This window comes from Microbacterium sp. W4I4 (assembly GCF_030816235.1).
GTDB lineage: Bacteria > Actinomycetota > Actinomycetes > Actinomycetales > Microbacteriaceae > Microbacterium.
In genome coordinates, this window is sequence record NZ_JAUSXT010000001.1 from 2,737,431 (window position 1) to 2,751,293 (window position 13,863).

Below are 13,863 nucleotides of genomic sequence, written 5' to 3' on the forward strand. Positions count from 1 at the left end.
CATGTCTCGCATCGAGCTGCGGGCCGAGGGCGTGCAGGCCGTGGTCGTCCCGGAGCTCGGCGGACGGATGCTGTCGCTGCGCTTCGACGGCCGCGAGGTGCTGTGGCACGACCCCGAGCTGCTCGACGACGACCTCCAGCCCCGGCATCCGATCACCCGCCCGGCGCTCGGTGCAGGCTACTCCGACTGGCAGAACTGGGGTGGCGACAAGACCTGGCCGGCCCCGCAGGGCCCGCCCGGGAGCGCCGACGGGTGGCCGGGGCCGCCGGACGGGGTGCTGGATTCGGGGGCGTACCGGGTCGTCGAGGTCGATCGCGATGCCGTGCTGCTGCGCAGCGATATCGAGCCGCGCACAGGGCTGCGCATCGAACGCGAGCTGCGCGTCAAACCCGGCGCGGTCCTCGTCCGCAGCACCGTCATCAACGACTCCGGTCCCGCCGCGCGCTGGGCGGCCTGGGAGGTCGCCCAGTTCCCCTTCGACGCCGACGACCTGGCATCCGATCGCGCCCGGATCGACGTGCGCATGCACGGCGACGCACCACCCACAGTGCTCTTCGACTCGGTCGGCTCGATCGACTGGAGCCGCAAGGACGACACCGCGCGTGCGCGGTTCTCGGAGGCGGTCGGCAAGCTCGGCTTTCCGGGCGCCACCGGCGCTGCCGAGCTCGTGCGCGCCGACGGGTGGGGCGTGCGGATGTCGTTCACCGTGACCCCCGACGCGGAGTACGCCGACGACTCGCCCGTGCAGCTCTGGATGCAGACTCCGGTGGACCGGCCATTGCCTGGGCTGGAGGGGATGACTGCTCATGCGCGCTACGTCGAACTGGAGGCGCTCAGCCCGACGCGGCTGCTGGAACCCGGTGACCGCATCTCGCTCGAGGTGCGGTGGGAGTCGATCGACCGCGCGACGTGACCGCGTCCGGCGCATCCCGCTGACTAGGCTGGCGGCGTGACCTCAGACCCGGCGCCCGAGCCCGACGCATCCGCTGATCTGGCGCTGATCCGGCTCGCGAGGCGGCTGCCGAAGCCTGTCGTCGCCGCGCTTGCGCTCGCGGCCGTCGTGCTGGGCGTCGTGCTCGTCGTGCGCCCCACCACGGCACTCGGGGTGCTGGCACTGCTGATCGGTGCGGGACTCGTTCTCGGCGGGCTTCTCGAGCTGATCTTCCCCGTCGCGCGCACCGGCCGCATCCGGATGCTGATGAGCGCGGCCATGATGCTCACCGGCGTCGTCGTGCTCGTGCTGCCCGGCCTGACCGTCCGCGCATTGGCGATCATCGTCGGGGTGGTGCTGATCGTGCGCGGCGCGATCGGCGTCAGCGCCATCATCGGTCGTGATCGCACCCTCGACCGACGGGTCGCGGAGGCCCTGCTCGGCGCGGCCGGCATCGCCTTCGGCATCCTCGCCATCGTCTGGCCCGACATCACCCTGCTGGTCGTCGCCGTGGTCTTCGGAGCCGCGCTCGCGATCGCGGGCGCCGCAGCACTGGTGCGGATGCTGCGCGGCCGCACGCCGAGACCACCCCGACGCGACACCGCAGCCCGCCGGTGGATGCGCACCATCGGCGCGGTGTGCGCGGTCGCGCTCGCCGCGGGCGCCGTCGTCACCAGCATCGCGCTGCGCGGCGGCACGCCCGCGGTCGACGACTTCTACGTCGCCCCGCGCACCGTGCCCGCAGAACCCGGACACCTGATCCGCGCCGAGGCGTTCACGCGCGGCGTGCCCGACGACGCCCTCGGCTGGCGCATCCTCTACACGACCACGCACGGCGACGGCAGCGCCGCGATCGCCAGCGGGCTCGTCGTGGTGCCGAAGGGCGGAAAGCAGCATCCGGTCATCGCCTGGCATCACGGCACCACCGGTTTCGCCCGCGCGTGCGCGCCGTCACTGGCATCCGACCCGTTCGGCTCCGGGGCCATGTACGTGCTCGAAGACATCCTCGCGCAGGACTGGGCGATGGTCGCCACCGACTACATCGGCCTGGGCACCGAAGGTCCGCACCCGTACCTGATCGGGCAGGACAGCGCCCGCGCCGAACTGGACGCCGTGCGCGCCGCGCGGCAGCTGGACGGCGCGGAGCTCTCCGAGCAGACCGTCGCCTGGGGACACTCCCAGGGCGGCGGCGCCACCCTCTGGTCGGCGGCGATCGCCGAGGACTACGCCCCCGACGTGCCCCTGTCCGGCACGGTGGCGCTCGCACCGGCATCCGACCTGATCGGCCTTGTCGACCGCCTGCCGGAGGTGACCGGCGGCAGCGTGTTCGCCTCGTTCGTGATCTCGGCGTACAGCGCCATGCACCCCGATGTCACCTTCCGCCAGTACATCCGTCCCGGCGCCGAGGTCACCGTGCAGCAGATGGCCGGACGCTGCCTGGCCGCGCCCGAGACCTTCGTCTCAGTGCTGGCGCTGCTCGCCCTCGTCGACGACCCGAACATCCTCGCCGCCGACCCGACCACCGGCGCCCTGGGGGAACGGCTGCGGCAGAACACTCCGCCGGTCGCTTCCGGACCGGTGCTGCTCGGACAGGGCAGGGGCGACGAGCTGATCGACTTCGGCATGCAGTCCGCGTTCGCGAAGACGCTGTGCGACGAGGGGGCTTCGGTCGACTTCCGCGGCTATGACGGTCTCGGGCACCTCCCACTGGTGGAGCCGGACTCGCCCGCCATCGCGGATGCCCTGGAGTGGACCGCCGACCGGTTCGACGGGGCCGCCGTGTCCGGCGGGTGCGGCTGAGGTCGACTCCGCCGCGCGAACGTCGTGTCGGCAGGGGCGCATAGGCTTGCATCCATGACAGACGTTCTGCCCTCCGGTCTCGCCGTCTCCGAATTCACGGCATCCATCCGTCCCCAGGACGACCTCTACCGCCACGTCAACGGCGCCTGGCTCGACGCCGCCGAGATCCCCTCCGACAAGGCGCGCTGGGGCTCCTTCCACCTGCTCGCCGAGCAGGCCGAGAAGGACGTGCGCGCGATCATCGAGGAGTCGCAGGATGCCGAGCCCGGCACCCTCGCCCGCAAGGTCGGCGACCTCTTCACCAGCTTCATGGACACCGATGGCATCACCGCCCGCGGCCTCGCACCACTGCAGGAGCAGCTCGCGAAGGTCGACGCGATCGACAGCATCCCCTCCTTCCTGACCACCATCGGCAACCTGGACCGCGAGGGCATCGCGGCACTGATCGGCGTCTTCGTCGAGCCCGACCCGGGCAACCCCGAGCGCTACGTCCCCTTCGCCGTGCAGGCCGGTCTGTCGCTGCCCGACGAGAGCTACTACCGTCAGGAGAGCTTCGCCGAGACCCGTGCCGCGTACCGCGCGCACCTCGAGCGCATCCTGGGTCTGGCGGAGGTCGCGGATGCCGCAGGCATCGCCGACCGCGCCTTCGGCCTGGAGCACGAGATCGCGAGCCACCACTGGGACAACGTCGCCTCGCGCGATGCGGTCAAGACGTACAACCTGAAGAGCTGGGACGAGTTCCAGCAGCTCGTCGGCGTCGACCTCGCCCCCTGGCGGGATGCCGTGGCCACGGCCAACCTCACCGCCTTCGACGAGCTCGTCGTGTACCAGCCCAGCTTCTTCGAGGGTCTCGGCTCGCTGCTCGTGGAGGACCGCCTGGACGACTGGAAGGCCTGGCTGCGCGCCAAGGTCGTGCACGGCCTCGCCGCCTACCTGCCCGACGCCGTCATCGACGAGAACTTCTCGTTCTACGGCACCGAGCTCACTGGCACCCCCGAGATCCGCGAGCGGTGGAAGCGCGGCGTCTCGCTGGTCGAGGGGTCGCTGGGCGATGCGGTCGGCAAGATCTACGTCGAGCGGCACTTCCCCGCCGAGTCCAAGGTCGCCATGGACGAGCTGGTCGCGAACCTCATCGAGGCGTACCGCCAGAGCATCGAGAAGCTCGAGTGGATGGGCGCCGACACCCGCAAGAAGGCGCTGGACAAGCTCGCCACGTTCCGCCCCAAGATCGGCCATCCCGACGTGTGGCGCGACTACGACGGCGTCGAGATCGCCGCAGACGATCTGATCGGCAACGCCCGTCGCGCGACCGTCTTCGAGCATGACCGGCAGCTGTCCAAGGTCGGCAAGCCCATCGACCGCGACGAGTGGTTCATGCCGCCGCAGATGGTCAACGCGTACTACAACCCGCTGATGAACGAGATCGTGTTCCCCGCGGCGATCCTGCAGCATCCGTTCTTCGACCCCCACCGTGACGCGGCAGCGAACTACGGCGGCATCGGCGCGGTCATCGGCCACGAGATCGGCCACGGCTTCGACGACCAGGGCAGCCGTTACGACCACGAGGGGCGCCTCGCCGACTGGTGGACGGACGAGGACCGCGCCGCGTTCGAGGAGCGCACCAAGGCTCTCATCGCGCAGTACGAAACGCTCGTGCCGCTCGGTCTCAGCGAGGAGAACCACGTCAACGGCGCCCTCACCATCGGGGAGAACATCGGCGACCTCGGTGGACTCGGCATCGCACTGAAGGCGTACGAGCTGTCGCTCGGCGGCGCGGAGGCACCGGTCATCGACGGATACACGGGTGTGCAGCGACTGCTGCTGTCGTGGGCGCAGGTGTGGCAGCAGAAGAGCCGCGAGGCCGAGACGATCCGTCTGCTGACGATCGACCCGCACTCGCCGAACGAGTTCCGCTGCAACCAGATCCTCAGCAACATCGACGCGTTCTACCACGCGTTCGACGTCACCGAGGGCGACGCCCTGCACCTTCCGGAAGGTGCGCGCGTCACGATCTGGTGAACGCTTCGAACCCCGCCGGTCCGTTCCCGGACCGGCGGGGTTACGATAGCCCAAGCGGTCGGGTGGGCAACCCCCCTCAGTGTGCATCCGGACACCGTCACCTCCCCCATCCCGTGAGGAATCACGCGTGAGCTCTCACTCAGGTCAGGCGCCCGAGCCCTCCGACAGCGCGTCAGGCGCGCCCGTCGAAGAGATCGCGACTGCCTCGCGCCGCTCGCATCGCGGCAGCAGGCGCACCCCTCGTCGAGCCGCCGTCGGCCGACGCTCGTTCAGCCCCACGCTGCGGGCCCTGGAAGAACTGGCCCAGGCCGGCGCGCAGGTGTCGGTGCACGTCACCGACCTCGACACCGAGCGCACGGTGCTGGCCGGCGACGACCACGTGCCGCTGCCCATCGCAGGGCTCGGCGTCGTGCCGGTGCTCGTCGAGACCGCAGCCGCGCTGGATGCCGGCACCATGGACCCGCTGCTGATCGTCGACCGCGCCGAGGACGAGCTGGTCGCGGGCTCCGGGCTCTGGCGCAACCTGCGCGCCCCCGCGCTGCCGATGATCGACCTCGCGGTGCTCGCCGCCGCCACCGGCGACCCGAACGCCGCGAACGCGCTGCTCGACGCGGTCGGACACGACCAGGTGCGCTCGCGGATGATCAGTCTCGGGATGCCGCGCAGCGCCGTGCTCGATCACTTCCGTGACAGGCGCGGGCCCGACGACGCCCCGCATGTCGCCGTCGGCACGACGCGGGAGTTCGCCACGCTGTTCGCCGCCCTCGTCAACTCGGCTGTCGTCGATGCCGGTGTCAGCGCCCAGGTGTCGGAGTGGCTGAGCCTGAACCACGACCTGAGCCTGGTCGGCGCCTCCACGGGCCTGGACCCGTTCGCGCACGAGCACGACGCGCACGGCCTGCTGTTCATCAACAAGACCGGCCGCGATCGGGGCGTGCGCGCCGAGGCCGGCGTGCTGGCGGGCCCGCGCGCGGGAGTCGCCTACGCACTGACCGTGTGCTTCGATGACCTGTCGATCAGCCACCGGTTGCGCGCGCACGACGCGTTCCGCACGCTCGGCACCGACCTCATGGAGTACACCCACTGAGGTAGGCGCGCTCAGCCCTGCAAGTGCTCAGCCCTGCAGGTGCTCAGTCCCTGCAGGTGCTCAGTCCCGCAGTGCGGGGCGCTCCTCGGTGTGCGGGTGCTTGGGGATGAGGAACGTCAGCACGAAGGCGATGATGCCGGCGACGATCGCCAGCCAGAAGCAGACCTGGAAGGCTTCGCGCGTGGGCACGGCGACGCCGTCGACCTGCACGCTCATCGCGGCCAGCACACCACCCATCACCGCGGATGCCGTCGAGGTGCCGACCGAGCGGAACAGCGCGTTCAGGCCGTTCGAGGCGCCGGTCTCGTTCGCCGGCACCGCCCGCATGATGATCATCGGCATGGCGGCGAAGGTGAACCCGATGCCGATTCCGATCAGCACGTTGGCGACCAGGAAGTGCCAGATCTCCGTGGACAGGATCAGGATGAACACGTAGGCGAGCACGATCGCGGCGGTGCCGATCGTGAAGAGCGGCCGCGGACCGACGGTGCGCTCGAGGAACCCGGAGAGCGGCGAGACCACCATCATCAGGACGCCCGAGGTCGCGACGATCAGCGCGGCGCCGAGGATGTTCAACCCCAGCCCGGAGCCGGTCTCCACCGGGAGTTCGAGCATCTGCGGGAACGTGACGTTCGAGGAGAAGAGGGCGAAGCCCATCCCGATCGCGGCGATGTTCGTGAACAGCACAGCAGGACGAGCGGCGACGCGCAGGTCCAGCAGCGGGTCCTTGGCCCTCAACTGATACCAGCCCCAGACGGCCAGCACGACGAGGCCGCCGATCAGGCAGAGCAGTGCGAACGGCCCGGTCCAGCCCCACTCCGCACCGCGCGACACGTACAGCAGCAGACCGGTCAGACCGATCGCCAGTCCGATCGCGCCGAGGATGTCGAGGCGTCCGGGTGCGAGCAGCACGTCATCGGGGATGACCAGCATCACCAGCACGAGGCCGATGACCCCGAGCCCTGCGGCGAGCCAGAACAGCGTGTGCCAGTCGGCATTCTGCGCGAGGATGGCCGCCACCGGCATCCCGATCGCACCGCCGACGCCCATGGTCGCGCTCATCAGGGCGACGGCCGTTCCCAGCCGCGCCGGCGGCAGCACGTCGCGCAGGATCGCGATGCCGAGCGGGACCACGCCGGTCACCGCGCCCTGGAACGCGCGGCCGATGATGACGCCGACGATCGAGGTCGACACCGCCGCGATCACCGAACCCAGGATGAGGACGGCGAGCAGCGCGATGACGACGCGGCGCTTGCCGTACATGTCGCCCAGTCGGCCGGAGATCGGAGTGGCCACTGCGGCCACGAGCAGGGTGATCGTGACGACCCAGGTGGTGTCCTCGCGCGAGGCGTTCAGCAGCACCGGCAACTCGGCCTGCAGCGGGACGACCAGCGTGAACATGAACGCCGAGCAGAGCCCGACGAAGGCGAGCACGGCGATGATCGCCGGATGCGAGGGGGTGCGGGACAGGCGTCTTCTGGCTCTGTCGTCGCTGTTGCCCATCGCGCCAGGTTATCGGCTCCCGGCACCCCTCCGGGCCGCGGCACCGCCCCGCCCCACTCCCACTTCCACTTCCGTCGAGAGCACGGGACCTCGCCGAGCGCACGGCTTATTCGCGTGAAGAACCCGTGTGCTCGGCAGTATGCCGTGCACTCGCGCCCGGCTGGCATCGAGGAGGCCCGGTCGGTGGGCTAGCGTCGAGGGATGCTTCCCGACGACTGGACACCGCATCGGCGCGACGACGGCGAGCTGCTCGGCTGGATCCGCCCCGACGGCGAGGACTGGGTGGCGGTCGACGTGCTTGGCCGCGCAGCATCCGACCCCGTCGACTGGCTCGATGCCGAGGCAGCTCTCGAGGCCGTCGGGCTCGCCTGGCTCGCGGATGTCTGGATGCTGGAGGGTGAGGCGCCCGCGCCGCTGCGCGTGCGCTTCGTCGAAGTGACGCCGTCGACGGGTGACGCTCCCGGCCGCGTGGTCGTGAAGGTCGATGACTTCGGCGACATGCAGCGCCCGCCCACCGAGCGCTTCACTCTGCCCTGGCCCGCGCCCGAGCACCTGCGCGCTGCGCGCCCCGGGGATCCGGACGGCCGCACCCTCTGACCTGCTGCGCACGCCCCTCGACGGCATGGGACCTCGCCGAGTGCACGGCCTGTTCACGTGAAGTACCCGTGCGCTCGGCAGCATGCCGTGCACTCGCCGGCGCGCGACGGGGAAGCGGCACCCCGGGCGTGATTCCATAGACGCATGAGCGAGATCGAACAGCATCCGGCCGACACCGACTGGCATCGCTGGGCGCCGATCGGGCAAACCCTCGACACGAGCCGCACGCCGGGCAGCGGACCGGTGCCGAGCATCGCGGCGTTCGAGCTGCTGCCGCTGGAGCCGATGCTCGTCCCCGAGAAGCCGCGCGGCGGCGAGCTCGATGCATCGACCTGCCACCACTGCGGTCCGGCGAACGAGTTCACGATCTGGCAGGACGACGAGTGGCGCGTCAGCGGCGGGATGCAGGGGCCCACCGGCATCCCCTTCGTCGGAGCCATCTCACCCCGCCGGCACGTGAAGCTCGAGGACGCGCCGCTCGAGGTTCTCGCTGGGCTCGGCCCGATCCTGCAGCGGGTCTCCGAGGCCGCCAAGGCGATCCCCGCCGTCGCCCGCTGCCACTTCTCGCGGTGGAACGACGGATCCGCGCACCTGCACCTGTGGGCGTACGCGCGACCGGCGGGCATGATGCAGGGCCGCGGAGCGATCCTTCCCTACTGGGAGCAGTCCATGCCCGCGATGCCCGAGGAGATGATGCAGGAGTACCTGGAGATCGTCGCGAACGCGCTCGCCGCAGGCGGCGGAGAGGCGTTCCCGACCCGCTGACGTGACGCGCCGTTTCGTCCTGAGCGCCGTGAGGGGCAGACTGGGAACGTGCGAAGCATCCGTGATCTGGACACCGTAGAACTCATCATCGACGCGCAGGGACTGCTGGATTCCATCCGCGGGCCGGAGCGTGTTATCGATGCCGGCACGCTGCGCGCGCTGGAGCACTCCGGCAACTACGTCGTCGGCCTGTTCGACGACGAGGACGGCGAGGAGCGCATGGTCGGCGCCTCGATCGCGTTCTTCGGCGAGCCGGGCAAGCGCACCATGCACTCGCACATCACCGCGCTGCTGCCCGAGTACCGCGGTCGCGGCTGGGGTCGCGAGCTCAAGGAGCACCAGCGCCAGTGGGCGTTCTCCCGCGAGGTCGGCCGCATCACGTGGACCTTCGACCCGCTCGTCGCCCGTAACGCGCACTTCTTCCTCACCGTGCTCGGCGCGCGCGTGACCGGATACACGATCAATCACTACGGCATCTTCGGTGGCGGCGACGCGGGGGATGAGAGCGACCGGCTGGATGTGGAGTGGATGCTGGCCGACATCGCGAAGCCGCCGGCATCCGATGCCGTCGTTGCGACCGTCGAGATCCCTTCGGATGTCGAGTCCATGCGCGAGACCGACCCCGATGCCGCGCACGAGTGGCGCCTGCGACTGCGCGCCGAGATGGAGGCGCAGCTCGACAAGGGCCTGCGCCTCGCCGGTTTCGAGACTGGCCGCGGCTACCTCTTCACGAAGTAGCGGGCAGTACGAACGCCCCGGTCTCGCCGGGGTTGACCGCGATCTCCCAGCGGAACCCGTCGGGGTCGGCGAAGTAGCCCGAGTAGCCGCCCCACTCTCGGCGGCTCGCCGCCTGGACGCGCGCACCCAGGCGCTCGGCCTCGGCGAGCACCGAGTCGACCTCCGCCTCGGTGGCGAGATTGTGCGACAGGGTGATGGGGGCGATGCCGGATGCCGGTGCCTCGCCGATCTCGGCGGTGAAGCCCTCGACGCTCCAGAGCGACAGGATCACCTTGTCCGCGACGGGCAGCATCAGCACTTCCTCCGCCTCGAAGATGGGCTGCCAGCCGAGGCCGTCGACGTAGAAGGCGCGGGAGAGCGCGACGTCGGAGACAGCCAGGGTGATGAAGCTCACTCGTTGTTCCATGACGACAGCCTGCCACCGGCCCAGGACATCGGGAAGGAGCCGGATGCCGCGAGAGGAGCCGGATGATCGGCATCCGGCTCCTCTCACCGCTGTGCGCTCAGCCCTTCGAGCCGCGAGCGGGTGCCACCTGCACCGCTCGTTCGATCTCCTGGCTGAACGTGTTGCCCGCCTCGTCGACGGCCGTCACACGCAGGTCGATGAAACCGCCGCCGTTCGGCACCGGAACCTCGCCCGTGTACGCGGCGACGTAGGCGCGGGCATCCGCGAAGCCGTCTGCAGGCGGCTCACCGGGGCCGGACGCATCGCGCGAATCGAGCTTGAGCGTCACCTTCTTCCAGGACCCGCCCTCGGTGCGCACTTCCAGGGTCACGTCCTTCACCGCGGCGCTGCCCACGGCGCCGGCGAGGTGGCCGACGTCGACGCCCAGTTCGATCGGGGCGCCCTTCTTGCGCTTCTCGCCCGCGATGCCGTTGCTCGAGAGCGGTACCTCGTAGCTCGCCTGCAGCATCGGCAGCAGCTGCCTGGCCCAGTCGTCGGACTGGCCCGACGATGTCATCGACCAATCGGTGACCGTCTTGGTGGAGGTCGGCAGCCAGGTGCCGTCCTGCGTGGTGGTCAGCTTGTAGCGCAGCTCACTCTCGCCGTCCGGGAGACCGAACATGTACGCACCCTGGTACGGCGACGATGCGAAGGGCTCGCCGTCGACGAAGAACTCGCCGAGGTAGGTCGTGCCGCGGACATCGGTGAACGTGTCGACGGCACCGGTCCGCTCGGGGTTCGCGCCGTCAGCGGAGGAGGGCACGTTGACCTGCACGGCGTCACCTGAACGGAACGGCGCCCAGAACTCCGGCCCGACGTACGGGCGCACGACCGCACCGAACCAACTCGTGTCGATCTGCTGCCCGGCCTTGTAGCTGCGCATCGTGTCACGCATATCCCACGACGTTCCCACCATCGTCGCCGTCTGGAACCACTCCACGTCGGTGGTGCTGACCCATTCGGTGCGATTCATGCCACGGTCCACGCGCTGCAGAAGCCCGCTGCCGACGGTCGCGCTCGGCACGAAGTCGTACCGGAACTCGCCGATGAGATCGCCGGAACGGCCGATGTACTGCGTGTCCAGGCGGGCGAGATCGGGTTCGTACGACAGATCGGCGGGGATGGTGCCTTCGTCGTAGCGGGTGACGTCCCACGTCTCGTCCGAGACCGGGATGCCATGGGCCGCGATCGTGACGCGCTTGTCCGCCAGCTGCTCGCGCAGCTGCGCTCCCTGCGCTCCGCTGATGCCGGCGACGGGGATAGGCGACAGTACCGCCCCGTCATCCGAGCCCACCCAGACACTGTTCTCGTCGGGCGTGTCATTGACGAGAACGAGCAGCACGGCGCCCTTCTCGGCGGCGGCCGACGCGATCGCGGCGGGGGTCACGGCATCCGAAGCCGTCGCCACGGCGACCTTGCCCTTGAGATCGGCGGCGGCGATCTCCTCGGCCGTCCCGGTGCCGACGTCGACGCCCTGCGCCTTCACGTCCCCGGAGAGAAGCGTGGCACCCGGCTGGGCGATCACGTCCAACTCGAGCTTGCCCGCCGTCATCGACAGCATCGGATGCTGCAGACGCCACCGCGTCGTGAACGAGAACGCGTCGGCGTCACGGGCGTCCTGCGGCTGTGCGTACAGCTCGTCGGTCCACACCGGCGCCGTCGCACTGCCTCCGAAGCCGGCGGTGAGGTAGTCGAGCCTGCGGTAGCTCGACTCGACGTCGTCCTCATCGACGTCGACGGTGATCCGTTCGGTGTTGCGGGCGTCGAAAGCGACCGAGGCCGCGCCGTCGAGCGTGATGTGCGGGTCGCCGACCAGCGCGATCCCCTCGCTGTCCGGTGAGGAGTGCACGGTCATCATCGACATCAGCGAGTACGTGCCCGCGGGCAGGCGCAGGGTCGTCTCCCCGGAGACGGGAATCGAGGTGTACCAGTTCGTCTCGACGTTGTGGATCCAGCCGATCGCATCGGCGGGCTCGCCGTCGAGCCCCGTCGCGGTGACGGTCAGGTCGTACCGCTCGGACTCGGCGATGACGCCCAGCGCGGTGCGCGTGACCTCGGTGCCGTCGACACTGGCGGTCAACGTGCCGGAGAACTGGGCGCCCGCCGGCACCTCGGCAGGCTTCGCGGTGAGGGTCGCCGTACGGGTCTCACCCGCGGGGATCGTCAGCTGCGTCGCATCGAGCGCGATGACGCCGTCCGTCGACGCTTCACCGCCGCCGGGAGTGGTGTCGGACAGCGACACCTCGAGCGCGACGGTCACCTCGGCATCGGAGCGGTTGGTGTACTCGATCTCGCGGACGATGGGTGACGGCTCCGCGCCCCAGGTCAGGGTTCCGAAATCACCCGATCCCGAGGCGAGGACGGGTTCTTCGATCGCTCCCGCCACGTCGAGCGTGCCGGTGCCGACCTGGTAGGCGGTCAGGCCCACATCGGTCGCGGTGCTGATCAGGGCAGCGCGCAGCTGCGCGGAGGTGTAGTCCGGATGCTGTTGCTTGACGATCGCGGCCGCGCCGGCGACGTGCGGGGTCGCCATGGACGTGCCGCTCATGGTGATGTAGTCGCCGGTGCCCGCGCTGTCCGCCGAGCGGGCGGCGGTGATCTCGTTGCCGGGAGCGGCGAGATCGGGCTTCAGCGCACCGGAACGGGTGAGCGGCCCCTGGCTGGAGAACCACGACAGCGCACCGGTCGGGTCGTCGACGGAGCCGACGGTCAGGGCGCTGGCGGCAGAACCGGGCGAGCCGATGGTCTCGGGGTTGGTGGAGTTGCCCGCCGCGACGACGAACAACGAGCCCGTCTCGGCCGAGAGCGCGTTGAGCGCGGTGGCCATGAGGTCCTCGCCATCCGAGGCCTGCTGGGATCCGAGGCTCATCGAGACGATCGGTGCCCGCTCGGCGGCCCATTCCATGCCGGCGATGATCCAGGAGTCCTGGCCGTATCCGTCCTTGTCGAGCACCTTGCCCACGAGCAGGTCGGCGCCGTCAGCGACGCCGCGATGTGCGCCGTCGCTGGCTGCACCGGTGCCGGCGATCGTCGCGGCGACGTGGGTGCCGTGGCCCTGGGTGTCGACGGCGACGTCCTCGCCGGGGACGAAGCTGGTGGAATCGGGAAGCACGTGGCCGGCGAGGTCGGGGTGCGTGTCGTCGTAGCCGGTATCGAGCACGGCGACCGTGACACCGTCACCGGTGTAGCCGGCATCCCAGGCCTCGGGGGCGCCCGTCCACGGGACGCTGGAGTCGAGCGTCGCCCGCACCTTGCCGTCGAGGTGGATGGCCTCGATGCCGGAGGAGAACACGGAGCCGAGCGAGCGAGCGCCTGCTGCGGGGGAGCCGGTGAGTGCGGCCCAGGTATCGGCGGCCCGGGAATGCGAAGCGGTGGCAGCCGAGGAGCCGATGCTGGGCAGGGAGACGCCGGTCTTGATGCCGACGGGCGGCGCGCTGCGGCGTGCAGATGCGTGCTCGACGATGATCGGGGTGGCGTCGACCGACGCGTCGTCGTAGCCGAACTCAATGAGCTGCGTCACGTTGAAGAGATCGCGGTCGAGCGCGCCGTCGGCGATGTAAGTCGATGCCGCATCGGGGACGACCAGGATGTCGCCGTCGATGGTGATCGTCTGATAGCCGGCTCCCTCGACCGCGGTCTCGACATGCACAGTGCTCCTGCCGTCGGCGAGCGTGCTCACGTGCACGCGGTCGCCGGTGATGAGGGTCACGGTGTGGTCGGCGTCACCACGGGCGCCGGCGGTGGCGACACCGCTGCCGTTCGGGTCGGCGACGGCCGGGGCGCCGGTGAGGGCGACGCCGCAGGCGGCGAGAGCGAGTCCGCTGACCCCGGCGATGATCGATCGGCGGCGTCCGTGCGGTGTGCGTCTGGGGGAGGGGCGCATGTGGAGTCCTTCCATGGGGATGAGGTATCCCCAAGCTCCCACGACGAAGCGGGTAACGTGGTGGCGGAGTGACGCCATGGCTGTGATCCGCCACG

The 13,863-nt window shown here is 70.2% G+C and carries 10 protein-coding genes; 7 read left to right on the plus strand and 3 right to left on the minus strand.

The annotated features are described in order from the left end of the window. The first annotated feature begins 1 nt into the window (after position 1). The 4 genes from QF046_RS12990 to QF046_RS13005 all read left to right on the plus strand — a co-directional run bounded on the left by QF046_RS12990 (position 2) and on the right by QF046_RS13005 (position 5,837). The gene (locus QF046_RS12990; protein WP_307370466.1) at positions 2-913 is read left to right on the plus strand and encodes a DUF4380 domain-containing protein; all 912 of its coding nucleotides are present in this window, start codon (positions 2-4) and stop codon (positions 911-913) included. 36 nt (positions 914-949) lie between these two features. Beyond that, positions 950-2,731 (plus strand): lipase family protein, encoded by a 1,782-nt coding sequence (locus QF046_RS12995; protein ID WP_307370468.1) that lies wholly within the window; start codon positions 950-952, stop codon positions 2,729-2,731. Positions 2,732-2,785: 54 nt separating this feature from the next. Further along, positions 2,786-4,750, plus strand: a complete 1,965-nt coding sequence (locus QF046_RS13000) for a M13 family metallopeptidase (protein WP_307370470.1) — start codon at positions 2,786-2,788, stop codon at positions 4,748-4,750. 127 nt (positions 4,751-4,877) lie between these two features. Beyond that, entirely contained in the window at positions 4,878-5,837 is a 960-nt protein-coding gene (locus QF046_RS13005) for a serine hydrolase (protein ID WP_307370471.1), read from the plus strand. A gap of 60 nt (positions 5,838-5,897) precedes the next feature. Here QF046_RS13005 and QF046_RS13010 read toward each other — a convergent pair whose 3' ends face one another. Beyond that, entirely contained in the window at positions 5,898-7,340 is a 1,443-nt protein-coding gene (locus QF046_RS13010) for an MFS transporter (RefSeq protein ID WP_307370474.1), read from the minus strand. 201 nt (positions 7,341-7,541) lie between these two features. On the opposite strand from QF046_RS13010, the gene QF046_RS13015 reads away from it, so the two are divergent. The 3 genes from QF046_RS13015 (at position 7,542) to QF046_RS13025 (ending at position 9,440) form a co-directional block, all read left to right on the plus strand. Further along, complete coding sequence (locus tag QF046_RS13015; protein ID WP_307370476.1) at positions 7,542-7,937, plus strand: hypothetical protein; 396 nt, start codon at positions 7,542-7,544, stop codon at positions 7,935-7,937. Between the two features lie 144 nt (positions 7,938-8,081). Continuing rightward, a complete protein-coding gene (locus QF046_RS13020) occupies positions 8,082-8,702 on the plus strand; it encodes a hypothetical protein (RefSeq protein ID WP_307370478.1) in 621 nt (206 codons plus the stop codon). 48 nt (positions 8,703-8,750) lie between these two features. Next, the gene (locus QF046_RS13025; protein ID WP_307370479.1) at positions 8,751-9,440 is read left to right on the plus strand and encodes a GNAT family N-acetyltransferase; all 690 of its coding nucleotides are present in this window, start codon (positions 8,751-8,753) and stop codon (positions 9,438-9,440) included. On the opposite strand, the gene QF046_RS13030 is transcribed toward QF046_RS13025, so the two are convergent. After that, a complete protein-coding gene (locus tag QF046_RS13030; RefSeq protein ID WP_307370481.1) occupies positions 9,430-9,846 on the minus strand; it encodes a VOC family protein in 417 nt (138 codons plus the stop codon). The two genes, QF046_RS13025 and QF046_RS13030, sit on opposite strands and share 11 nt — an antisense overlap. 97 nt (positions 9,847-9,943) lie before the next feature. Beyond that, complete coding sequence (locus tag QF046_RS13035; RefSeq protein ID WP_307370483.1) at positions 9,944-13,768, minus strand: S8 family serine peptidase; 3,825 nt, start codon at positions 13,766-13,768, stop codon at positions 9,944-9,946. Between the last annotated feature and the right edge of the window lie 95 nt (positions 13,769-13,863).

Bases quoted from the DNA above. Each gene is read 5' to 3' on its own strand.
- QF046_RS13035 (WP_307370483.1), bottom strand. From the start codon at position 13,768: ATGCGCCCCTCCCCCAGACGCACACCGCACGGACGCCGCCGATCGATC.
- QF046_RS13000 (WP_307370470.1), top strand. From the start codon at position 2,786: ATGACAGACGTTCTGCCCTCCGGTCTCGCCGTCTCCGAATTCACGGCA.
- QF046_RS13020 (WP_307370478.1), top strand. From the start codon at position 8,082: ATGAGCGAGATCGAACAGCATCCGGCCGACACCGACTGGCATCGCTGG.
- QF046_RS13030 (WP_307370481.1), bottom strand. From the start codon at position 9,846: ATGGAACAACGAGTGAGCTTCATCACCCTGGCTGTCTCCGACGTCGCG.
- QF046_RS13010 (WP_307370474.1), bottom strand. From the start codon at position 7,340: ATGGGCAACAGCGACGACAGAGCCAGAAGACGCCTGTCCCGCACCCCC.
- QF046_RS13015 (WP_307370476.1), top strand. From the start codon at position 7,542: ATGCTTCCCGACGACTGGACACCGCATCGGCGCGACGACGGCGAGCTG.
- QF046_RS12990 (WP_307370466.1), top strand. From the start codon at position 2: ATGTCTCGCATCGAGCTGCGGGCCGAGGGCGTGCAGGCCGTGGTCGTC.